The organism is Rhodococcus sp. NBC_00297, assembly GCF_036173065.1.
Taxonomy (GTDB): Bacteria; Actinomycetota; Actinomycetes; order Mycobacteriales; family Mycobacteriaceae; genus Rhodococcoides.
In genome coordinates this window covers 183,681-206,052 of record NZ_CP108041.1, presented here as the reverse complement: position 1 = coordinate 206,052, position 22,372 = coordinate 183,681, and the positions used below count along the sequence as shown (strand labels likewise).

General features: G+C 69.9%; 20 protein-coding genes and 1 tRNA gene. 10 read left to right on the top strand and 11 right to left on the bottom strand.

Annotation, left to right across the window (positions count from 1 at the left end; all coding sequences use genetic code 11):
* Positions 1-9: 9 nt before the first annotated feature.
* A complete protein-coding gene (locus OG947_RS00895; protein ID WP_285186007.1) occupies positions 10-633 on the bottom strand; it encodes a TVP38/TMEM64 family protein in 624 nt (207 codons plus the stop codon).
* Positions 634-907: 274 nt separating this feature from the next.
* Between OG947_RS00895 and OG947_RS00890 the strand changes: the two genes are divergently transcribed.
* Genes OG947_RS00890 through meaB form a run of 3 tightly spaced genes read left to right on the top strand, consistent with a single transcriptional unit; the run spans position 908 to position 6,128 of the window.
* Entirely contained in the window at positions 908-2,839 is a 1,932-nt protein-coding gene (locus OG947_RS00890) for a methylmalonyl-CoA mutase family protein (protein ID WP_328812922.1), read from the top strand.
* Positions 2,836-5,115 (top strand): methylmalonyl-CoA mutase, encoded by a 2,280-nt coding sequence (gene scpA / locus OG947_RS00885; protein WP_235578919.1) that lies wholly within the window; start codon positions 2,836-2,838, stop codon positions 5,113-5,115. The genes OG947_RS00890 and scpA overlap by 4 nt, the downstream gene beginning before the upstream one ends.
* Positions 5,116-5,117: 2 nt before the next feature.
* On the top strand, positions 5,118-6,128 hold the full coding sequence (meaB, locus tag OG947_RS00880) for a methylmalonyl Co-A mutase-associated GTPase MeaB (protein ID WP_027505321.1): 1,011 nt from the start codon (positions 5,118-5,120) through the stop codon (positions 6,126-6,128).
* 2 nt (positions 6,129-6,130) lie between these two features.
* On the opposite strand, the gene OG947_RS00875 is transcribed toward meaB, so the two are convergent.
* The 6 genes from OG947_RS00875 to OG947_RS00850 all read right to left on the bottom strand — a co-directional run bounded on the left by OG947_RS00875 (position 6,131) and on the right by OG947_RS00850 (position 13,087).
* Positions 6,131-7,174 carry a nucleoside hydrolase gene (locus tag OG947_RS00875; RefSeq protein ID WP_328812921.1) on the bottom strand — a complete coding sequence of 348 codons (1,044 nt, stop codon included), beginning with the start codon at positions 7,172-7,174 and terminating at the stop codon, positions 6,131-6,133.
* Positions 7,175-7,186: 12 nt separating this feature from the next.
* Entirely contained in the window at positions 7,187-8,560 is a 1,374-nt protein-coding gene (locus tag OG947_RS00870; protein ID WP_328812920.1) for a CoA transferase, read from the bottom strand.
* Positions 8,557-9,858: a saccharopine dehydrogenase family protein gene (locus OG947_RS00865; protein WP_328812919.1), complete on the bottom strand. Its 1,302-nt coding sequence runs from the start codon at positions 9,856-9,858 to the stop codon at positions 8,557-8,559. The genes OG947_RS00870 and OG947_RS00865 overlap by 4 nt, the downstream gene beginning before the upstream one ends.
* Before the next feature lie 38 nt (positions 9,859-9,896).
* Positions 9,897-11,393 carry a glutamate-cysteine ligase family protein gene (locus OG947_RS00860; RefSeq protein ID WP_027505325.1) on the bottom strand — a complete coding sequence of 499 codons (1,497 nt, stop codon included), beginning with the start codon at positions 11,391-11,393 and terminating at the stop codon, positions 9,897-9,899.
* Between the two features lie 57 nt (positions 11,394-11,450).
* Complete coding sequence (locus OG947_RS00855; protein WP_037185609.1) at positions 11,451-12,923, bottom strand: SDR family NAD(P)-dependent oxidoreductase; 1,473 nt, start codon at positions 12,921-12,923, stop codon at positions 11,451-11,453.
* 78 nt (positions 12,924-13,001) lie between these two features.
* A tRNA-Leu gene (locus tag OG947_RS00850) sits at positions 13,002-13,087 on the bottom strand.
* A gap of 153 nt (positions 13,088-13,240) precedes the next feature.
* Here OG947_RS00850 and OG947_RS00845 point away from each other — a divergent pair.
* Together OG947_RS00845 and OG947_RS00840 are read left to right on the top strand one after the other, a co-directional pair.
* On the top strand, positions 13,241-14,605 hold the full coding sequence (locus OG947_RS00845) for a M20/M25/M40 family metallo-hydrolase (RefSeq protein WP_285184903.1): 1,365 nt from the start codon (positions 13,241-13,243) through the stop codon (positions 14,603-14,605).
* Between the two features lie 34 nt (positions 14,606-14,639).
* Positions 14,640-15,170, top strand: a complete 531-nt coding sequence (locus OG947_RS00840; RefSeq protein WP_027505328.1) for a YbhB/YbcL family Raf kinase inhibitor-like protein — start codon at positions 14,640-14,642, stop codon at positions 15,168-15,170.
* An 11-nt stretch (positions 15,171-15,181) separates the two neighbouring features.
* On the opposite strand, the gene OG947_RS00835 is transcribed toward OG947_RS00840, so the two are convergent.
* From OG947_RS00835 to OG947_RS00825, 3 genes are read right to left on the bottom strand one after another with little or no spacing between them, the layout of a single operon-like run.
* Positions 15,182-16,267, bottom strand: a complete 1,086-nt coding sequence (locus OG947_RS00835) for a quinone-dependent dihydroorotate dehydrogenase (protein WP_285184900.1) — start codon at positions 16,265-16,267, stop codon at positions 15,182-15,184.
* Positions 16,268-16,322: 55 nt separating this feature from the next.
* Positions 16,323-16,541 (bottom strand): DUF5703 family protein, encoded by a 219-nt coding sequence (locus OG947_RS00830; protein WP_328813933.1) that lies wholly within the window; start codon positions 16,539-16,541, stop codon positions 16,323-16,325.
* 48 nt (positions 16,542-16,589) lie between these two features.
* On the bottom strand, positions 16,590-17,633 hold the full coding sequence (locus OG947_RS00825; RefSeq protein WP_328812918.1) for a YncE family protein: 1,044 nt from the start codon (positions 17,631-17,633) through the stop codon (positions 16,590-16,592).
* A gap of 140 nt (positions 17,634-17,773) precedes the next feature.
* Between OG947_RS00825 and OG947_RS00820 the strand changes: the two genes are divergently transcribed.
* Complete coding sequence (locus OG947_RS00820) at positions 17,774-18,130, top strand: hypothetical protein (RefSeq protein WP_027505331.1); 357 nt, start codon at positions 17,774-17,776, stop codon at positions 18,128-18,130.
* Positions 18,131-18,133: 3 nt separating this feature from the next.
* Here OG947_RS00820 and OG947_RS00815 read toward each other — a convergent pair whose 3' ends face one another.
* Positions 18,134-19,063, bottom strand: coding sequence for an aldo/keto reductase (locus OG947_RS00815; protein WP_222631102.1), 930 nt, complete (start codon positions 19,061-19,063; stop codon positions 18,134-18,136).
* 161 nt (positions 19,064-19,224) lie between these two features.
* On the opposite strand from OG947_RS00815, the gene OG947_RS00810 reads away from it, so the two are divergent.
* From OG947_RS00810 to OG947_RS00795, 4 genes are all read left to right on the top strand, one after another.
* Positions 19,225-20,070, top strand: coding sequence for an undecaprenyl-diphosphate phosphatase (locus tag OG947_RS00810; RefSeq protein ID WP_027505333.1), 846 nt, complete (start codon positions 19,225-19,227; stop codon positions 20,068-20,070).
* A 47-nt stretch (positions 20,071-20,117) separates the two neighbouring features.
* Positions 20,118-20,846: a histidine phosphatase family protein gene (locus OG947_RS00805; RefSeq protein ID WP_328809797.1), complete on the top strand. Its 729-nt coding sequence runs from the start codon at positions 20,118-20,120 to the stop codon at positions 20,844-20,846.
* A gap of 65 nt (positions 20,847-20,911) precedes the next feature.
* Complete coding sequence (locus OG947_RS00800; protein WP_027505335.1) at positions 20,912-21,508, top strand: DUF3090 domain-containing protein; 597 nt, start codon at positions 20,912-20,914, stop codon at positions 21,506-21,508.
* Positions 21,505-22,344 carry an SCO1664 family protein gene (locus OG947_RS00795; protein WP_442973113.1) on the top strand — a complete coding sequence of 280 codons (840 nt, stop codon included), beginning with the start codon at positions 21,505-21,507 and terminating at the stop codon, positions 22,342-22,344. The genes OG947_RS00800 and OG947_RS00795 overlap by 4 nt, the downstream gene beginning before the upstream one ends.
* Positions 22,345-22,372: the final 28 nt, after the last annotated feature.

Below are 22,372 nucleotides of genomic sequence, written 5' to 3'. Positions count from 1 at the left end.
ACCTTGACCTCATCGATCGCCGGCCACCGGCATCCGCGCGTCCAGGATCAGTCCCACGACGCCCACGGCAATGCAGACCCCCGAGATCGCGAGCAGGACCGGATCGCCGTGACCGGCCAGAGCGTCGCCGAGCAACACGATGCCGACCGTTCCCGGGATCACCCCGACCACCGTCGCCAGCGCGAACGGCACCACGGCCACCGAAGACAGGCCGGCGGAGTAATTGACCACCGAGAACGGCACCGGCGCGATGAGTCGAAGACTCCCCACCGCCAACCATCCCCGTCGCGCGAGACGGGAATCGACGGCCCGGATCACCGGATGGTCCCAGCGTGCGGTCACCACGTCGCGGCCGAGTGCTCGGACCAGCAGGAACGCGAGCACTGCACTCACGGTCGTCGCTGCGACCGCCACACCGACCCCCGTCACGGGTCCGAACAGCACACCCGCCGACACCGTGAACAGGGTGCGGGGGATCGGCGCCACCGTGATGATCGCGTGCGCCGCGAAGAAGACGAGGGGGAAGGCCGGCCCGACGGCGACGGCCCACTCCCGCACGCGGTCGATGGTGGGGAGGGGGACGAGCAGTGCCACGACGATCAGGGCGGCGAGCACGGTGACGGTCGCGGCCACGCGCAGCACGAGCGCGCGGCGGCCTCCGACGACGATCGACTCCTCCGACGGCACTGTGTCGTGCGGGTCGATGTCGGGGGTCGTCACGTCTGCTCACGCTACCGAAGAGCGATGCGAGCGGTGCTCGTCGACGCGGTCGGAACGGTCACTAGGAGGACCGATGCTCGGACGCCCTACTAGTGTGAAGTTTGTCTCAGGCCACTGTGATGGGACTCGGGATAGCGTGCCCGGAGTGCGGTTAACATCACAGCATCCGCAGGCGCGAAAGGGACACATGGCCACGTCACACACCGGGACACCGGATTCCGTCGCTGCCGAGGACGTCGGCGCGGCCGTACCGGTGAGCAGCGCCGAGGAGGGTTTCGCGACCTGGCGCCGCGGCGTGGCCGGGGTGCTGGCCAAGGCTCGTCGGGTGGACGTCTCGGAGCTCCCCGAGCATCCGGAGACGCTGCTCGAAGTGACCACGTACGACGGGGTCACGGTGCGGCCCCTGTACGGGCCGCTGGACGAGACTGCCGAGGCTCCGCTGCCCGGCACCTTCCCCTTCACGCGTGGCACGGACGCGCATCGCGACGTCAACGTCGGGTGGCTGGTCGCCGGTCGGTTCGGCCGTCCCGCCGGTGCGGACTCGGACGCGGCGACGCTCAACGACCAGCTCCTCGACGCGCTGCAGAACGGCACGAGCGCCCTGTGGCTCGACACGGCGTCCGTGGGTGCCGAGGGCCTGGCCCGCGCACTCGACGGGGTCCTGCTCGACCTCGCGCCCCTGACGCTGGACGCGGGTGCGGACGTCACAGCGGTGGCCGACGCGTTGTTCGCGCTCCTGGACGAGCGCGGTGCCGCCGCCGACGTCCGACTGGGGGCGTCACCGCTGACCGATCGATTCGCCGACCTCCCGGGTGCGAGCGAGCAGGACGCGATCGATCTCGCGGTGCGGGCAGTGGCGCGCACCGAGCGGGTGCGCGCGATCACGTTGGACGGCACCGTGTTCCACGCTGCCGGGTCGGCAGACGCGCAGGAGGTCGGTCTGACCGTCGCGGCCGGACTCGAGTATCTGCGCGCGCTCACGGCGGCGGGACTGTCCACTGTCGAGGCATTGGGACAGGTGGAGTTCCGGCTCGCGGCCACCGACGAGCAGTTCGAGACCATCGCCAAGTTCCGTGCGGCCCGGCGGGTCTGGGCCCGGGTGGCCGAGGTGCTCGGGGCGCCGGAGCACGGCGGGGCCCCACAGCACGCCGTCACCTCGGCGGCGATGATGACGCAGCGCGATCCCTGGGTGAACATGCTGCGCACGACGCTGGCCGCGTTCGGCGCCGGTGTGGGCGGAGCCGACGCGGTGACCGTCCTGCCGTTCGACGCCGCGATTCCCGGCGGCGCCGCGGACGTCTCGCAGACCTTCGCCGCACGGATCGCGCGCAACACCCAGCTGCTCCTGCTCGAGGAGTCCCACCTGGGGCGGGTGGTCGATCCGGCCGGTGGTTCCTGGTACGTCGAGTCGCTCACCGACGCGCTCGCGGACTCGGCGTGGTCGGTTCTGCAGGCGGTCGAGGCCGCCGGCGGTTACCGCGCCGCGCTGGAATCCGGTGAGATCGCGCGCCGGGTCGAGGAGACCCGAGCCGCCCGTGCGAGCGACATCGCCCACCGCCGCACCGCGGTCACCGGTGTCAACGAGTTCCCGAACCTGCAGGAGCCGACGCCCGCGGCCTCGGGGAACGGCACCGTCGCCGGACGTCTCGCGACGCGGTACGCCGCCGAGTTCGAGGCGCTGCGTGATCGCAGCGACGCGGTGTTGGCGGACAAGGGCAGTCGCCCGGTGGTGCTGCTGGCGCCGTTGGGCAGCGTCGCGGAACACAACGGACGCACCACGTTCGCGGCGAACCTCATGGCGTCGGGCGGGATCGAGGCGGTGAACCCCGGTGCGGGAGCCGATCTCACCGCGGTGGCACGCGAGACCGCCTCGCCGATCGCCGTGCTGTGCGGCACCGACAAGCGGTACGCCGCCGAGGGACCGGACGCCGTCGCCGCTCTGCGGTCGGCGGGGGTGCGGACGGTGCTCGTCGCCGGCGGTGCCTCGGCCTTCGCGGACGCGTCGCCGGAACAGACCCCGGACGGACATCTCACGCTCACCATCGATGCCGTCGCCGAACTGAGTGCTCTTCTCGATGCACTCACCGGCGAGGCTCGTACGGAAGGACACACCGCATGACCGACGACGCTGGTGACATGGGCCCCGTGGGCAGTTTCGCGGACGTTCCGCTCGTCGACCCCCGCGGTGCGGACGCGGCAGCGCCGGCGGCCGACGATGCGCGCGCCCACGTCGAGGCGGCCGCGGCGGCTCACGGCTACTCGCCCGAGCAGGTGGTGTGGTCCACCCCCGAGGGCATCGACGTCCGACCCCTGTACACCGGCGCCGACCGGGCGGAGGCGGCCGAGGCCGGGTACCCGCTCGACTCCTACCCGGGCACGGCTCCGTTCCTGCGCGGTCCGTACCCGACGATGTACGTCAACCAGCCGTGGACGATTCGTCAGTACGCCGGATTCTCGACGGCGTCGGAGTCCAACGCGTTCTACCGTCGCAACCTCGCTGCCGGTCAGAAGGGGCTGTCGGTCGCGTTCGACCTCGCGACGCACCGCGGCTACGACAGTGACCACCCGCGCGTGCAGGGCGATGTCGGCATGGCGGGTGTCGCGATCGACTCGATCTACGACATGCGCCAACTCTTCGACGGGATCGACCTGGGGTCGGTGTCGGTGTCGATGACCATGAACGGCGCCGTGCTGCCGATCCTGGCGCTGTACGTCGTCGCGGCGGAGGAGCAGGGCGTCGGACCGGAGAAGCTCGCCGGCACCATCCAGAACGACATCCTCAAAGAGTTCATGGTGCGCAACACCTACATCTATCCGCCCGAGCCGTCGATGCGGATCATCTCCGACATCTTCGCGTACACCTCGACGCACATGCCGAAGTTCAACTCGATCTCCATCTCCGGCTACCACATCCAGGAAGCCGGCGCGACGGCCGATCTGGAACTCGCGTACACCCTCGCCGACGGGGTGGAGTACATCCGCGCCGGGCTGGCCGCGGGCATGGACATCGACACGTTCGCCCCGCGGCTGTCCTTCTTCTGGGCCATCGGCATGAACTTCTTCATGGAGGTCGCCAAGCTGCGCGCAGGCCGGTTGCTGTGGGCGGAGCTGGTGCAGAAGTTCGACCCGTCCAGCGCGAAATCACTGTCGCTGCGCACACATTCGCAGACGTCCGGCTGGTCGCTGACGGCGCAGGACGTCTTCAACAACGTCTCCCGCACGTGTATCGAGGCGATGGCCGCGACGCAGGGACACACGCAGTCACTGCACACCAACGCGCTCGACGAAGCGCTCGCGCTGCCCACCGACTTCTCCGCCCGGATCGCCCGCAACACCCAGCTGCTGCTGCAGCAGGAGTCCGGCACGACGCGGCCCATCGATCCGTGGGGCGGCTCGTACTACGTGGAGTGGCTGACCCACCAGCTCGCCGATCGGGCCCGCGCGCACATCGCCGAGGTCGAGGAGGCCGGCGGAATGGCCAAGGCCATCGGCGAGGGCATCCCGAAGCTCCGCATCGAGGAGGCGGCGGCGCGGACGCAGGCGCGCATCGACTCCGGTCGGCAGCCGCTGGTGGGTGTCAACAAGTACGTGCCCGACGAGCCCGACGCCATCGAGGTGCTCAAGGTCGAGAACTCGCGGGTGCGCACCGAGCAGATCGAGAAGCTCGAGCGGCTGCGCGAGGAGCGCGACCCCGGCCGCGTCGAGGCGGCGCTGTCCGCCCTCACCGCGGCGGCCGCGTCCACCGACGGCGGGATGGAGAACAACCTGCTCGCCCTCGCCGTCGACGCGGCGCGGGCCATGGCGACGGTGGGCGAGATCTCCGACGCTCTCGAGAAGGTCTACGGACGGCACCGCGCCGAGATCCGCACGATCAGCGGTGTCTACCGGGACGAGGCGGGGAAGGCCACGAACATGGTGCATGCAGGCGAGCTGGCGACGGCGTTCGCGAAGGCGGAGGGCCGCCGACCCCGCATCCTGGTGGCGAAGATGGGGCAGGACGGACACGATCGCGGGCAGAAGGTCATCGCGACGGCGTTCGCCGACATCGGCTTCGACGTCGATGTCGGCCCCCTGTTCCAGACCCCCGAGGAGGTGGCGAACCAGGCCGCCGACAACGACGTCCACGTCATCGGGGTGTCGTCGCTCGCCGCCGGTCACCTGACGCTGGTTCCGGCGCTGCGGGAAGCACTCGCCGCCGTCGGCCGGTCCGACATCATGGTCGTGGTCGGCGGCGTCATCCCGCCGGGCGACTTCGACGCGCTGCGTGAGGCCGGGGCGGCCGCGATCTTCCCGCCCGGCACGGTGATCGCCGACGCCGCGGTCGATCTCATCGGCCAGCTCGCGGAGAGCCTGGGTCACGGCGCGGCCGTCTCGGACGCAGGAGCGAACGCCTGAGCATGTCCGACGCGACCGCAGCACGTCCCACGCGTCCGGCGATCGATCTCGACGCGCTCGTGGCCTCGGTGCGGGCCGGTGAGCGTGCCGGGCTGGCGCGTGCCATCACCCTCGTCGAGTCCACCCGCGACGACCATCGCGACCTCGCCCAACAGATGCTGCTCGAGCTCCTTCCGCACGCCGGGGGGTCACATCGGGTGGGCATCACGGGCGTACCGGGAGTCGGCAAGTCGACGTTCATCGACGCCCTGGGCATGACGCTCATCGAGAAGGGCCACCGCGTCGCGGTTCTCGCGGTGGATCCGTCGTCGACCCGTACCGGGGGCTCCATCCTCGGGGACAAGACGCGGATGGCACGGCTCACGGTCGCGCCCGAGGCGTACATCCGGCCGTCCCCGACGTCGGGAACCCTCGGCGGTGTCGCGAAGGCGACCCGCGAGACGATCGTGCTGCTCGAGGCGGCCGGCTACGACGTCGTGTTGGTGGAGACCGTCGGGGTCGGGCAGTCCGAGATCACGGTCGCGGGCATGGTGGACACCTTCTGCTTCCTGACGCTCGCGCGCACGGGCGATCAGCTGCAGGGCATCAAGAAGGGTGTCCTCGAACTCGCCGACGTGGTCGCCGTCAACAAGGCCGACGGGAACCATCTCCGCGACGCCAAGGGTGCCGCGCGCGAACTCGCCGGAGCGCTCAGACTGATCTACCCGCACGACGCCCTGTGGACGCCGCCCGTGCTGACGATGAGCGCGATCGAGGAGACCGGACTCACGGAGTTCTGGGACACCGTGTGCCGCCACCGCGACGTCCTCACCGCGGCAGGCGACTTCGACGCCCGCCGCCGCGACCAGCAGGTCCAGTGGGTGTGGACCATGGTGCAGGACCAGCTGATGCGCCGACTGTCGTCGAGTCCCGCGGTGACCGCCGTCCGCGCCGACGTGGAGAGGCGCGTGGCCGACGGGTCTCTCACCGCGGCCCTGGGTGCGCAGGAGATCCTGACCGCCTTCGACGGCTGAACTCAGCGCCCGGCGGCGAACGCCCCGACCGTCGCGAGCAGGTGATCGAAGAAGGCGTCCGGATCGGTCGACACGGCGATCGCGGCATTGGGGCGACGTCCCCAGAACCCGCGCCGGTCGGCCACCGTCGTTCCCCGCGTGAGGGTCCCGACGAGTTCGACGTCGACGGTGGCCAGGGCGTACTCGGCGATCTCCGGGTGCAGTGCGACGGCCGCCGCGAACGGGTCGTGCATGTGCGCCAGGTATCCCTCACCCTGCGCGTGGTGGAACTCCATGTAGAACCGCACCGCGTCCGTCAGGTATCGCACGACGGGCACGGACGCCGTCGAGCGTGCTCCCACCTCGTCGATCGAGAGGTGCTCCACCGGAACGGATCCGGCGATCTCTGCCAGACGTGCCACGTGCGACGGACGCATCTCGATCCGTTCCGTCAGGCCCAGGGCGCACACGATCGGCTCCCGGCCCGAAGGCACCGCGTCGAATGCGTCGAACACCTCCTTTGCGGCTTCCGGGTCGACCGCCACGTTCCATTCGGAGGTGGGCGTCGTGTTCCCCGGGTGATCGATGCTGCCGCCCATGATCACCAGACGCTTCAGCAGCACGGGTAGTGCGGGCTCGAGCCGCAGTGCCAGAGCCAGATTCGTCATCGGACCGGTCACCAGTCCGACCAGCTCGCCCGGGTTCTCGCGCGCCAGGTCCACCCACGCCTGCGCCGCCGTCCGATCGGAGACGGTCATGGTGGGCGCCGGCAGATTCGCGTAGCCCACTCCCAGCGGACCGTGCGTGTCCTCCGTCGTCATCAGCGGGGCGACCAGAGGTGCGTCGACGCCGACGGCCACCTCCACGTCGGTCAGACCACATATCTCCAACCAGGACAGCGTGTTCCGTGTCACCTGCGCGGTGGGCACGTTGCCCGCCGTGCAGCACACGGCCACGATCTCGGCGTTCGGACTCGCAGCCAGGTAGACCAGAGCGAGGGAGTCGTCGATTCCGGTGTCGACGTCGACGAGGAGTCGAGTGCGGGCGGGGGAGTCGACGTCGGTCATGCCGCCATCCTGTCAGGACGGGAAGCGTGGCTCGTCGCGTCCCCACGGGCGGGCCGGGAAGGGGTGATCGTCGTACTCCGCGAGCGCCGGTCGGGCCGTGCGCACGTCGTCGTGGAGGACGGTGTGCTCGTCCGTCGGCAGCACGGGGTCGGCCGGAGTGTCGACCCTGCCGTCGGCATCGAGCAGCCAGGCGGCAGTGCGTGCCAACGAGACCGACACCGTCCTACCGATGCCACCGTCGAGGCGCTGGGTCAGAGCGTCGACGATCCCCGCCGCCAGCAGGTGGCCGGACGCGTGGTCGAGCGCCTGCACCGGCAGCGCCCCCGGAACCCCGGCCGTCCCGCCGTCATCCGACCGGCCTCCGGCCTTCCCGCCGCACATGTTCGCGATGCCGGACGCCGCCTGCACCAGGCTGTCGAATCCGCGCCGCCGTGCCCACGGCCCCCGGCCGCCCCACGCACTCACCGTCCCGATGATCGCTCCGCTCGGCCGGTGCGCGCGGAGGTGGTCGTCGATGTAGGAGCCCGGCCGGTAGCCGCCGACCACCACGTCCACCGACGACATCAGCGCCGTCAGTCGCTCGTCGTCGTCGTCGACGAGCACGTCCAGGAGTGTCGAGTACTTGCCGGCGCCGGTGTCGAGGTGCTGGGCTTCGATCTCCGGCAGCAGTGGGGAGTCGACCCGCAGTACCGATGCACCGAGGAGGGCCAGATCGCGCGTGGCGACCGGGCCGGCGATGACCCGCGTGAGATCCAGTACGCGCACCCCGGCCAGCGGTCGCATCGGGTCGGTCGGTGGTTCGGGGAGCGACGGCAGACCGTCGGGACGCACGGTGGACGAGACGATGGGGCCGGAACGCGTGAAACGGCCGGGCGCCGAGCCGAACCACTCGTCCGGGGTCCGCACCGCCACGACGATCGCGCCGAGTTCTGCTGCACGCTCCTCCACGTCCAGAGCCTCGCGGCGGAGGAGTGCCGCCGCGACGGCGGTGTGGTCGGCGTCGTCGGCGAGCTCGAGTAGCGAGAGCAGTCGCGCCCGGTGGTGCGGGTAGTTGGCGTGGGTGCGCACCCACCCGTCCGCGGTGCGGAAGAAGCCGGACAGGGCGGCGAACCCTGCGACCGGCCGCCCGTCGATGCGCAACAGTCTGTCTCCCGCGAACGACGCGGCGACCCGATCGCCGACCACCACGCGCGGTGACGGTGCGGTCAGCCCCGAGGCGACGCGGAACCGGTCGACCGCGGAACCGAGTGCAGCGACCGCACCGACGGCCAGCGCGGCCACCGGCAGGGTCGACGACAACACGCCCTCGGACACGGGTCGCACGGTGATGTCGGCGGCCTGAGCGAGACCCAGGTCGGCCTGGTACCGGTGCAGCAGGTCGGTCATACCTTGCGCGCGGAGATCTCCATGCCGGCGCCGCGGAGTCGGTGGATCAGCGCGTCACCGATTCCGGAGGCCGGGGTGAGCACGCCGCCGCCGACGGAGGGGAGTGCGTCACGGTTGAGCGCGAGCGCCAGTGCCGATTCGCCCAGCATCATGGCGGTGGCCGCGTAGCCGGGATCGCCCTTCGCCTTCACGCGCGAGACGTACCGGTCACCGGTGCTGGTGGTGGTGTAGACGTCGATCGTGAAATGCCCCTTCTGCCGGGTCTTCTCGCTGGGACCGTCGCCCGGCTTGGGCAGGATCTTGTCGAGGAGGAAACGGGTGGGCTTGAAGGCCATGCCCGCGACGAAGGCGCCCAGCCCGGCGAGCACGGCACCGGCGATCACCGGGGAGGCGGGCGACGAGCCCACGCTCATGACCTCGCTGTAGCGGAAGTTCTTGCCGTACGGGTATCCGAGCAGCGCGTTCGTGCGGCGCACGACCCGAGTGTTGTACGAGGACATCACGAACGGTGCCTTCCACCCCTTGAGATCGGGGTGGATGTCGGCGCCCTTGACGATGGGGGTGTCGCTCTGGCGTCCCAGATCCGGCTCGATCGAGCGGTCGGGGCTGAGCGAGTAGGGGCTCGCCGCCATCTTCGCCGCGGCGCGGTCCTTCGTGATCTCGTCGATCTGGCCGCGCAGCGAGTCGATGGTGCCGCCGCTGACCCCGCCGCTCATCGACGTCACGACGAGGGTGGTGTCGGTCAGGTCGCCTGCTCCGTCCTCGTGGACCTTGGAGTAGAGCGCGTGCACGCCGATGTCGGACGGCACCGAGTCGAAGCCGCAGGAGTGCACGATCCGAGCGCCGGTGGAGTGTGCGAGATCGTGGTTCTGGTCGGCACTGAGACGAGCGAACAGCACTTCGCCGGTGAGGTCGACGTAGTCCGTGCCCTGCGCCGCGCAGACGTGCGCGAGCGTGCGTCCGAACTTCGCGTACGGCCCGACCGTGGTGATGACGACCTGTGTGCGAGAAGCGATGTCGGTGAGCGCGGCCTCGTCGTCCGCGTCCGCGACGAGCAGTGGCCAGTCGGCGGCGCGGGACGGCAGACCGCGACGGGTCGACTCCAGCTTGGATCGGGACCGGCCCGCGAGAGCGATCGACGTGCCCTGCGGGGCATGATTCGCCAGGTACTCGGCGGTGAGCGCGCCCACGAAACCGGTGGCGCCGTAGACGACGACGTCCAACTCGCGATCCCCTGCCGTGTCGAGATCGGACGCAGTGTCGAGTTCGGATGGGTCAGGTGCGGAAGTCTCGGCCATCACCCGAGCCTACAAGCGCTCCTGTGACCCACCACCACTCACCACGACCACGTGTGGACGGCCTCGCCCTCGTGCATGAGCTGCAGGTAGTCGGACAACATGCCCGCCACGGCGCGCTCGCGCGACTCCCCGGCACGCTCGCGTGCGACGACGGCATTGCGTTGCCACACCGATCCGGACTGACGGCGCAGGCATCGACCCTCGATGACCCGGAGGTAGCGGTCGCGCACCTCGGTGTCCACGCCGTACGACGCGAGACCCGCCTCGGCCATGGGCAGCAGTCGGCGCAGGACCAGCTCCTGCGGCGAGATCCAGCCGACCTCCGGCCAGTAGAGCCGCGAGTCGAACCCGCCGCGGGCCGCCGAGTGCAGGTTCTCCACGGCGGCGTCGAACGACATCTGCGTCCACACCGGCCGGTCCGCGTCGACGAGCGACCGCAGGGTGCCGTAGTACAGCGCCGCGTCGGCGAGGACGTCGAGCACGGTCGGCCCTGCGGGAAGAACGCGGTTCTCGAGGCGGATGTGCTGCTCGCCGTTCGAGGTGTCGTAGATCGGACGGTTCCATCGGTAGACGGTGCCGTTGTGCATCTTCAGCTCGGTCAGGCCGGGCGCTCGGCCCGCCGCGAGTTCGGCCATCGGATCCTCGTCGGACACGACCGGCAGCAGCGCGGGGAAATACCGCGAGTTCTCCTCGAACAGATCGAAGATCGACGTGATCCAGCGCTCGCCGAACCACACGCGGGGTCGAACTCCCTGGTTCTTGAGTTCCTGTGGGCGCGTGTCCGTCGCCTGTTCGAAAAGGGGGATCCGGGTCTCGTGCCACAGTGCCTTGCCGGCGAGGAAGGGGGAGTTGGCGGCCAGTGCCACCTGCACTCCCGCCAGCGCCTGCGCGGCGTTCCAGTGCGCGGGGAACTCCGTCGGCGAGACCTGCAGGTGTAGTTGCACGGAGGTGCACGCGGCCTCGGGGAGGATCGTGTCGGAGATCTCGTTCAACGACTCGATGTCGTGGCTGCCGGGCAGAGGGACCCCGGTGATCGACAGTTCGATGTCCTCGCCGCGCGCCGCGAAGATCTGTTGGTTGAGCAGGTCGTATCGCGGATTGCTGGACAACCACTGGTGGGCGAAGTGATCCTTGCCCAGCGTGGGCAGCATCCCGATCATCGCCAGGGCGCATCCCTGCTCACGAGCACGGGCGTCCGCGGTGTCCAGAGAGGTGCGTAATCCGTTCTCCAGGATGCGCATCCGGTCGCCCGCCAGCGGTTCCGGGGCCACGTTGATCTCGATGTTGAACTGGCCCAGCTCGGTCTGGAAGTCCGGATCGGCGATCGCCTCGAGCACGGCCGCGTTGGCCATGGCCGGCTGCATCGACTCGTCCACCAGGTTGAGCTCGATCTCCATGCCCAGGCGTGGCTCGTCCACCCGGAAGGTGTCGTCCGCCAACATCGCCGCCAGGGCGTCCAGACACTCCTGCACCTTGTGCCGGAACATCTGCCGGTCCTTACGGCTGAACGTGCGCTGCTCGACCTCGTCGCCCATCACGACATTGCACCACGTGGGCGGCCGCCAGGCGCACGACACGGGGGTTCGGCGGTGTCACCAGGGTGAGGCCGCGTAGTCCTTGAGGAACTTCCCGTGCAGATCGACACCGAGCTCACCCTGGACGATGGGGTCGTAGACACGAGCCGCGCCGTCCACCAGATCCAGGGGCGCGTGGAAGCCCTCGTCGGCGAGGCGGATCTTCGTCGGGTGCGGGCGTTCGTCGGTGATCCAGCCGGTGTCCACCGCGCTCATCGAGATGCCGTCGTCGAGCATCTCGTTCGCACTGGTGCGCGTCAGCATGTTCAGTGCGGCCTTGGCCATGTTGGTGTGCGGATGCCCCGGTCCCTTGTAGCCGCGGCCGAACTGGCCCTCCATCGCGGAGACGTTGACGACGTAGGACCGGCGATGCGGCGACGCCGCCAGGGCGGCGCGCAGGCGCGAGACGAGGATGAACGGCGCCACCGAGTTGCACAGCTGCACCTCGAGCAGCTCGACGGGATCCACCTGGTCGACGGTGTGCACCCAGCTGTTGGTCGGCGCCTCGTCGGGTACCAGCCCACCCGCGTCGATCGCCGTTCCGGCAGCCATGCGCTGCAGGGACGCCGAACCGGCGACGAGGGCCATGGAGGTCACCTGCGACGGCCCCATGTTCGCCATGACGGCGGTGTCGAGAGCGACGGTGTCGCCGTCGGTCTCGCCGAACGCTCCCACCAGCGCTGCCGGGTGGGCATCGCTCGTCGCGCCGAACGTGCGCACCCCGAGCGCTGCCAGATCGACGCCGTGCTCACCGTCCTCGAGGGCGGTGTACGAGCCGGCGGACCGTTTGACGGTCTGAGCGGCGTTGTTGATCAGGATGTCGAGCGGGCCCTCCGCCGCGACGGAGTCCGCGAACGCGACCACCTGCGCGGGATCACGCAGGTCGATGCCGACGACGGACAGTCGATGCATCCAGTCGTGGCTGTCGGACATCGAGGAGAACCGGCGCACCGCGTCCGCGGGGAAGCGCGTCGTGATGGTCAGGTGAGCACCGTCGCGCAGCAGGCGCAACGCGATGTACATGCCGATCTTCGCGCGCCCGCCGGTGAGCACGGCGCGGCGGCCGGTGAGATCGGTCCGGGCGTCGCGCTTCGCGTGGTTCAGGGCGGCGCACTCGGGGCAGAGCTGGTGATAGAACGCGTCCACCGTGGTGTACCGCTGCTTGCAGATGTAGCAGGGACGCGCACGCTGCAATGTGCCCGCGGTCTCGGTGGTGGTGGCCGACGTCAGCGCCAGCCCGGCGGTCTCGTCGTCGATGCGGTCGGGTGATCCGGTCGCCGTGGCGGCGACGACGGCGCGGTCGGCGTCGGCGACGCGGGCGCGCGACTCCAGGCGGCGACGCTTCTTCGCGGCCTTGAACATGCCGGCCGTGGCACGCTGCACGGTCACGGCGTCGGGGTGATCGTCGTCCAGGGCCGCCGCGCGGTCGAGCACGCGCAGGCACGCAGCGAGTTCGTCGGGGTCGATGCCCGTCACGCTGTGCTCCGTCATCGCCGCCTCCACGCTCCCGTGTCATGACGAAAGCCCCGATTCCGTGAGGAATCGGGGCTTTCGTCGGTCTGTCTTCGGTGTCCGAGGGGGGACTTGAACCCCCACGTCCGTTAATAGGACACTAGCACCTCAAGCTAGCGCGTCTGCCATTCCGCCACTCGGACATCCCGCGTCACACCCTGCTGGTCACACACAGTTCATGATCGCGTCGCACCCGTGTTCTCGGTGCGGTCGCTAAATCTAGCCGATACCGCGCCCTGGACCAAAACCGCACGTCGGAGCACCTGCCAAGGCACCTGGAGTGGTAGGAACGAGCTGTGTCCGCAACAGGAGAGAACGACCACCAGACCGAGAAGCAGACCGTGGCCGTGGACGAGGTGGTCGACCTCGTCTCGTCGCTGATCCGCTTCGACACCTCCAACACCGGTGAGCTCGAGACCACCGCCGGCGAGAAGGAGTGCGCCGAGTGGGTGGCGCGCCAGCTCGAGGCCGTGGGGTACGAGACCGAGTACGTCGAGTCGGGTGCGCCCGGCCGCGGCAACGTCTTCGCCCGACTGGCCGGCGCCGACAGCTCACGCGGCGCGTTGCTCGTGCACGGCCACCTCGACGTCGTTCCGGCCGAGCCCGCCGACTGGAGCGTGCATCCCTTCTCGGGTGCCGTCGAGGACGGCTACCTGTGGGGACGCGGCGCCGTCGACATGAAGGACATGGTCGGCATGGCCCTGGCGCTGGCCCGACAGTTCAAGTCGGCCGGCACCGTCCCGCCCCGCGACCTGGTCTTCGCGTTCCTGGCCGACGAGGAGGCCGGCGGCAGGTACGGGTCGCACTGGCTCGTCGAGCACCGGCCCGATCTGTTCGAGGGTGTCACCGAGGCCGTCGGCGAGGTCGGCGGCTTCTCGCTGACGGTGTCCACCCCCGAGGGCGACGAGCGTCGCCTCTACCTCGTCGAGACGGCGGAGAAGGGGCTCGCCTGGATGCGTCTGACGGCCAAGGCTCGCGCCGGTCACGGATCGTTCCTGCACGAGGACAACGCCGTGACGTACCTCGCCGAAGCCGTTGCAGCACTGGGTAACCACCAGTTCCCGCTGGTGATGACGGACTCGGTTACCGAGTTCCTCGCCGCCGTGAGCTCGGAGACCGGCCTGGCCTTCGACCCCGAGTCGCCCGACATCGACGGCACCCTCGCCAAGCTCGGCAGCATCGCCCGCATCGTCGGCGCGACACTGCGCGACACGGCAAACCCCACGATGCTCTCGGCCGGGTACAAGGCCAACGTCATCCCGCAGACGGCCTCCGCCACCATCGACTGCCGCGTCCTGCCGGGACGCAAGGCGCAGTTCGAGCGCGAGGTCGACGCGCTCATCGGTCCGCACGTCGAACGGTCCTGGATCACCGACCTGGAGCCGTACGAGACCACGTTCGACGGGCACCTCGTCGACGCGATGAACGACGCGATCCTGGCGTTCGACGAGAACGGTCGCACGGTGCCCTACATGCTGTCCGGCGGCACCGACGCCAAGGCGTTCGCCAAGCTGGGCATCCGCTGCTTCGGCTTCGCGCCGCTCAAGCTGCCGCCCGAGCTCGACTTCGCGGCGTTGTTCCACGGCGTGGACGAACGGGTACCCGTCGAGTCGTTGATCTTCGGTACCAGGGTCTTCGAGCACTTCCTTCTGCACAGCTGACAACCCCCGAACCCATATCTCCCGAGAGGACCTCATGTCACACGATCCCTACGCCGCACTGCCGTCGCTGCCGTCGTTCGAGCTCACGTCGGACAACGTCACCGACGGTCAGCCGCTCCACGAGGACCAGGTCAGCGGCATCATGGGCGCGGGCGGCCACGACAACTCGCCGCAGCTGTCGTGGTCGGGCTTCCCGGAGGAGACCAAGAGCTTCGCCGTCACCGTCTACGACCCCGATGCGCCGACGGCGTCCGGTTTCTGGCACTGGGCGGTGGCGAACATTCCCGTCTCGACCACCACCCTGGTCACCGGAGCGGGCGACGACAGCTCCACCGGGTTGCCGAACGACGCGATCACGCTGCGCAACGACGCGGGCCTGGCCCGGTTCATCGGTGCCGCACCCCCGCAGGGGCACGGACCGCACCGCTACTTCGTGGCGGTACACGCCGTCGACGTCGAGAAGCTCGAGATCGACGAGAGTGCGTCACCGGCGTACCTCGGATTCAACCTCTTCAGTCACGCCATCGCGCGTGCCGTCATCGTGGGCACGTACGAGCAGAGCTGACGAGAACCGAGTCAGCGCGGCCCGGGCCGCGGGACAGTCTCCGTGCCGACCGCGTCGGCCACCGAGGCGAATCCCGCGGCCCGGGCTCGTCGAGCCAGGCCGACGGCGACGCGGCGCGCCCAGAACGGACCGCCGTAGACGAAGCCGGTGTACCCCTGCACGAGGGTGGCACCGGCGAGGATGCGTTCCCACGCGTCGTCTGCGGTCTCGACACCGCCGACCGAGATCAGCGTCATCGAGTCCCCGACGCGTGCACGCAGTCGGCGCAGCACCTCGAGTGATCGGTCCGCGACGTACGGGCCGGAGACGCCACCCGCTCCGAGATCCGCGGCCCCGGCCGTCCTCAGCCCGTCGCGTCCGATGGTCGTGTTGGTCGCCACGATGCCGGCGGATCCCAGCTCCATGGCCAGGTCTGCCACCGCGTCGACGTCGTCGTCCGACAGGTCGGGCGCGATCTTCACCAGGACGGGCACCGTCACGACGCTCGCCACGGCGGCCAGCAGAGGCCGCAGCGATTCCACCGCCTGCAGATCCCGCAGTCCGGGGGTGTTCGGCGAACTCACGTTGACCACGACGAAGTCCGACAGCGGGCCGAGCAGCCGCGCACTCTCCGTGTAGTCGATCGCGGCGTCCGCCGCGGGAACCACCTTCGTCTTGCCGATGTTGGCGCCGACCGGGATGTCCCCGCGTCGTCCGCGCAGACGCTCGGCCACCGCCGCCGCACCCGGATTGTTGAAACCCATGCGGTTGAGCAGGCCTCGGTCGGCGGGAAGCCGGAAGAGTCGAGGCTGTGCGTTTCCGGGTTGCGCCTGCGCGGTCACGGTGCCGACCTCCGCGAAACCGAACCCCAGCGGACCCCACGCGTCGACACCCTCACCGGTCTTGTCGAAACCGGCGGCCAGGCCGACCGGGGTGGGGAACGTCACGCCGAAGGCGGTCGTCCGCAGTGCCGGATCTCGGACCGAGAGCACGCGCGAGACCAGCGCACGCAGGGGCGCGAATCGAGTCACCGCGACCATCGCCGCGAATGCGAGGTGATGAATGCGTTCCGGAGGGAGCAGGAACATCGCGCGGAGCAGCAGCCGGTACGGGCTCACAGCCTGGAAACCTCTCGTCGGGGAATCTCGTCGGTGGTGCGGCGCCGCCACTCGGTCAGAGACCGGGATCGGGCACGTGGTGCGCGGTCTTGCGTCGCTTGAGAAGTACTCGCCTGCTGCCGTCGGTGTACAGCCGGACCCGGGAGAGCTCCCACCCACCGAACTCGGCAGAGATGGCCAGCCGCATCGAGGCCGTCACTCGGGTGACGTCCGGCGGCAGCTTGATGGGCACGTACTCCCAGTCGTCCGACTGGGTCACCCAGCCGACGGGCATCGCACGGTTGTTCCGGTTCACGGATCTCGCTCTCGTCCTCGCGGGCACTCACGCCCGGGTCGGGATCACCTGGACCCCGGCGCCACTGTTCGAGCCTACGAAAAGTTCGCCGGACTGCGAGTCCACGGCGAGCGAGTCGGGCTGGCGCACTGTGGGGAACCGTGCCGACTCGACAGGAATTCCGGAGGCGATGTCGAATCCCACCACCTCGTTCAGTGCGGTCACGGTCACCCACACGGTGCCGTCGTCCTCGCACGCGACGGCGAACGGGGAACCGGCGACGGGGTAGCGCTGACGCATGATCAGATCGGGGTCGCCCGTGAAGACGAGCAGTTCGTCGTCGGTCGTGTCGGCGACCACGACGGCACCGTCGGCGCATCCGGTCATGCGGGTGGCCCCGTCGCCTGCGCGCAGCGCGGCGCCGAGACGTTCGGCACCGACGTTCACGGACGTCACCGACGTCTGCCGGGTGTCCAGGGACACCAGATCGTCTCCGGTGCGTACGAGACCGTCGACCGACGCCTGACCGGGGATGGTGCTCTCGACCGCGCCGTCGGCTCCCGCGATCACGATGGTTCCGGTCGGCGTCCCGACGGCGTACCCGTCGTCCCACGGCGTCACCGAGGCGGCGCCGCCGTCGACCGCGACGTCCGTCGTCGCACCGGACTGCGCGTCCACCCGGCTTATGCCCGACGACGACGTGACCAACAGTTCGCCGTCCCTGCCGGCGGAGACGGACGTGCCGGGTGCGGAGAGTCGCACCGAGCGCGGATTCTCCTCCGAGTCGAGCGGGGTCAGCAGCAGCGTCGTACCGTCGTCGGTGAGGATCCCGGCGATCCGGTCGCGAGGCTCGATCGCGAGGCCGTCGACGGTGGCCGGACCGCCGAAGCGCGGGTCGGCCGTGACGCCCGCCGGGGTGACGGTCGTGTCGGGGGACACCGCGGCGACCTCCGGCTCACGCGTGTTCAGCTGCTCCGGATCGTCGGAGTTCGCGCATCCTGCTGTGACCGTCGTCACCAGGGCGAGGCCGAGAAGGACGAAACGGGTACTGCTGCGTCGTGCCGAGTGGGCACTGGTCGGTCGGGGTGCCATGGGGGTGATTCTCCTTCAGGTCTTCTCTCATCCGATCATCTCGCCGTCCCGGCGCGAGCACAGGGGAGGGATGTGGCCACCATGACGCGTCTGTACGTTTCGACGAGTGCCTGTCGACGAGAGAGAGCGAGGGAGGGCGCATGACGGGGCCGAGCAATGCGGAGTTCTCGGTGGAGGACGTGTCGGTGGGGGCGCACGCCCACGGGTTCGGGTCCACTCCGGACGGGCGGAGCTTCGCCTTCCGGGTACGCGGTAAGTCGTTGCGCGTGGAGGTCTACCGCTCCGACCTGGCGCAGGCCGTTCCCGACGATCTCGACGTCGACGCGGTCGCGGAGCGCGATGTCACGGACGTCGACCTCTCGGACGAGCGCTCGATCGTCGCCGCGGTCCGGGACGCGGTCGCCGACGTCCGTCCGCTCGACTCGCCGCAGCCGCCCGACACCACACTCCTGCGATCGCTACTCGGGCGGCTGGGCAACGCGATCGACCCGAAGTGACGGTCAGGAACTGACGTCGTCCAGCGCGGAGGTGATGGCCGACGGAAGCGCGACCTCCTCGGCGGCCAACACACCCGTCAGCTGACCGATGTCCCGCGTCCCGACCACGACCGACGCGACACCGGGGCGATCTCGGGCCCACGCCAGAGCCACCGCGAGTGGCGACGTGCCCAGACCGTCGGCCGCCGTGATGACAGCCTCGACCACCTTCCCGCCGTCCTCACCGAGGAAGGGTGCGAGCGCGTGGCGTCGGTGATCGTCCGCGCCGCGTGAATCCGCGGGTACACCGTCCCGGTACTTGCCCGTGAGCACGCCGCCCGCCAGAGCCGACACCGCGAGAACGCCCACGCCGTGGTGGTCGGCCGCGGGGAACAGCTCGTCCTCGGCGCCGCGCGCGAGCAGGGAGTACTCCGCCTGCGCCGCGGTGATGTCGACGGACGCCGACACGGTGGCCAGCTGCCACGCCGTGAAGCCGCGAACACCCGCGTAGCGCACCCGCCCGGACGAGACCGCGTGCTCCAGAGTCGCCGCCACCTCACCGAGAGGGGTCTGCGGATCCCACGCGCCGACGCTCCACAGATCGAGGTGATCGGTGCCGAGCTCGCGCAGTGTCCTGTCCAGGTCTGCGAGGAGCGCGCGCCGCGAGCAGTCGACGGTCCAGTGCCCCGAGGTGTCCGGACGCGAGACGCCGGAATCGATGCTGAGAACCAGCTCACCGCGCGGAACCACGTCGTCGACGATCTCGGCCAACACCCGCACCGCGCGTCCGTCTCCATAGGAGGCGGACGCGTCGACGAGGGTCCCGCCCGCGTCGACGAACGCCGTCACCTGCGCCGCGGCGTCGTCACCGTCGACTCCGCGTCCCCATTCACCCGTTCCGAGCCCCAGGCGTGACACCCGCAGCCCGCTGCTCCCGACCGTTCTGTGCTTCATGAAGGCAGTGCATCCGTTTCGCCGTGTTCCGTCCGTGTCTCGTCCTGCCGACACGGTGGTCGAGGCACGACCCTAGTACGGTCGTGCCTCGTGACTTCGACAGGAAACCTCGTCGGTGGCGTCTGCGCGCCGCGGAATCGGACGGCAGGAGAGCAGCGATGATCGCGGAATCGATGTCCTGGGTGCAGGCCCTCGTGCTCGGCGCCGTGCAGGGGTTGACCGAGTTCCTCCCCATCTCCTCCTCGGCACATCTGCGCATCGTCTCCGAGGTCTTCTTCGGTGACGACGCCGGCGCGTCGTTCACCGCGGTGACCCAGCTCGGTACCGAGGCCGCGGTCCTGCTCTACTTCGCCCGCGACATCGGGCGCATCGTCGCGGCATGGTTCCGCGGTATCGCCGACAAGTCCCAGCGCGACACGCTGGACTACCGCATGGGGTGGTACGTCATCTTCGCCACCATCCCGATCGGGGTGCTCGGCTTCGTCTTCAAGGACGCGATCCGGACGGGCGCGCGCAACCTGTGGATCATCGCGACGCTGCTCATCGTGTTCGCCGTGGTCATCGCCGTCGCGGAGAAGGTCGGCCGACAGACGCGACCGATCGAGAAGCTCACCACCCGCGACGGCCTCGTCATGGGCGCCGCGCAGTGTCTGGCGCTCATCCCGGGCGTGTCCCGATCCGGCGCCACCACGAGTGCCGGTCTGTTCATGGGCCTGACGCGTGCCGCCGCGGTCCGCTTCTCGTTCCTGCTCGCGATCCCGGCCGTCACCGCGTCCGGACTCTTCTCCTTGCCGGATGCCTTCGAACCGGCGGGCGAAGGTCTGCAGGCATCGGGATCCCAGCTCGTCGTGGCGACGCTCGTGGCCTTCGTACTGGGGTACGCCTCCATAGCCTGGTTGCTGCGCTTCGTCGAGAACCACTCGCTGTACTGGTTCGTCGGGTACCGCATCGTCGTCGGCGTCGCGGTTCTCGGCCTCCTCGCCACGGGTGTCGTCGCAGCGAACTGACGCCACCGCGACGCCGGGCGCCCCTCGCGTCTCACTAGGCTGAGGTCATGACGGTCATACTTCTGCGCCACGGACGCTCGACGTCCAACACGGCCGGCACGCTCGCGGGCAGGTCGGACGGCGTGGAACTCGACGATCTCGGTCGGGAGCAGGCGGAGCGTGTCGTCGCCCGTCTCGAGGTGCTTCCGCTCGCGGCGATCGTGCGATCACCGTTGCTCCGGTGCGAACAGACGGTCGCGCCCCTCGCTGCGGCGCGCGAGCTCGAACCCGTCGTGGAGGATCGGCTGCTCGAGGTCGACTACGGCGAGTGGACCGGCAAGCCGATCAAGGATCTCGTGGGGGAGCCGCTGTGGAAGGTGGTGCAGCAGCACCCGTCCGCTGCCGTCTTCCCCGGGGGTGAGGGCCTCGCCGATGTGCAGATCAGGGCGGTGCGCGCGATCCGCGAGATCGACGCGCGGCTCGCCGCCGAGCACGGCGCCGACGTGCTGTGGGTGGCCTGTTCGCACGGCGACGTCATCAAGTCCGTCCTGGCCGATGCTCTGGGGTCGCACCTGGACCAGTTCCAGCGCATCGTGGTGGACCCGGCGTCGATCAGTGTCGTCCGGTACACCGAGACGCGGCCGTTCGTCCATCGTCTCGGCGATCTCGGTGGGGATCTGACGCAGTTCGTTCCGACGCCGCCCGCCGAGACGGACACCACTGCCGAGGCCCCGTCCGACCAGGCTCCGACCGCGTCGGAATCGGACGCCGTCCCCGGTGGTTCCACCGGACAGTGACAACACGCGGATAATGGGAGTCACAGCCGCGGCAGTTCGGCGGCGCGATCTTTGGAGGTGCAGATATGCCACGCGCGATTCACGTCTTTCGCACCCCCGACCGGTTCGTCGCCGGAACGGTGGGTGAGCCCGGCGATCGATCCTTCTACCTCCAGGCAGTGCACGACGCCCGAGTGGTGTCGGTGGCGCTCGAGAAGCAGCAGGTTCAGGTCCTGGCCGACCGTGTCGGGCTCCTGCTCGACGAGGTGGCGAGGCGCTTCGGTACCGATGTGCCACCCGAGGAAGCCGATCCGAGCGACGTCGACCCACTGGTGATGCCCGTGGACGCCGAGTTCCGGGTCGGGACCATGGGTCTGGGCTGGGACGCCGACGCCGGCGCCGTCGTGGTGGAGCTGCTCGCCATCACTGAGACCGAGATCGACGAGTCGGTGGTGCTCGACGACACGGACGAGGGTCCGGACGCCGTGCGGGTGTTCCTGAGTCCGGAGCAGGCCCGTGAGTTCGCCGCGCGCAGTGAGCGCGTCATCGCTGCCGGTCGGCCCCCGTGCCCGCTCTGCGGGGAGCCCCTCGCGCCCGGTGGTCACATGTGCGTGCGGACCAACGGGTACCGGCGCGGCACCGTGCTGGGAAGCGACACCACCGAGTTCGGGGACGAGTCCTGACCTCCGCCGGCGACGCCACCGCGCCCTGGACCGACGACGACACGGACCTGCTCGCGCACGGCGAGATGACCATCGTCGGTCGCGTGGTGCAGGCGTCCAACGCGACGCTCGTGTGCGAGATCGAGCGTGAGGATCCCGCGCCGACACTGCGCTGTGTCTACAAGCCGGTGCGCGGGGAACAGCCGCTGTGGGACTTCCCCGACGGCACGCTGGCGGGCCGCGAGATCTCGTCCTACCTGATCTCCGACGCACTGGGCTGGGGCGTCGTGCCCACGACCGTGCTTCGGGACGGTCCGCTCGGTGTCGGCATGGTGCAGCGGTGGATCGACACCGTCGAGCGCCTCCCCGAGAAGGGCGAGGGCTACGACATGGTGGACCTCTGCCGCCCCGACCTCGTGCCCTCGTCCTACATCCCCGTGCTCCGGGCCTACGACGATGCCGGCGACGAGGTGGCACTGGTGCACGCGGACGATCCGCGGCTGCACCGGATGGCTGTTCTCGACGTCGTCATCAACAACGCCGACCGCAAGGGCGGACACGTGCTCGAGGCACTCGACGGCTCCGTGTACGGCGTGGACCACGGCATCGCCCTGCACCGGCAGAACAAGCTGCGGACCGTGCTGTGGGGGTGGGCCGGTCGACCCGTCGACGCCGCTCTGGTGGCCGACCTCGTCGACTTCTCCCGCGACCTGCGCGGTGCCTTCGGGGACACCCTCGCGCCGCACATCACCGACGAGGAGATCGAGGCGCTGGCCGGTCGCGTGTCGCGGTTGCTCGCGGAACCGGTCATGCCGGCGCCCGACTCCAGCAGGCCCATTCCCTGGCCCGCGTTCTAGACCGGGCACGCGGCGGCGGCTCCGGCCC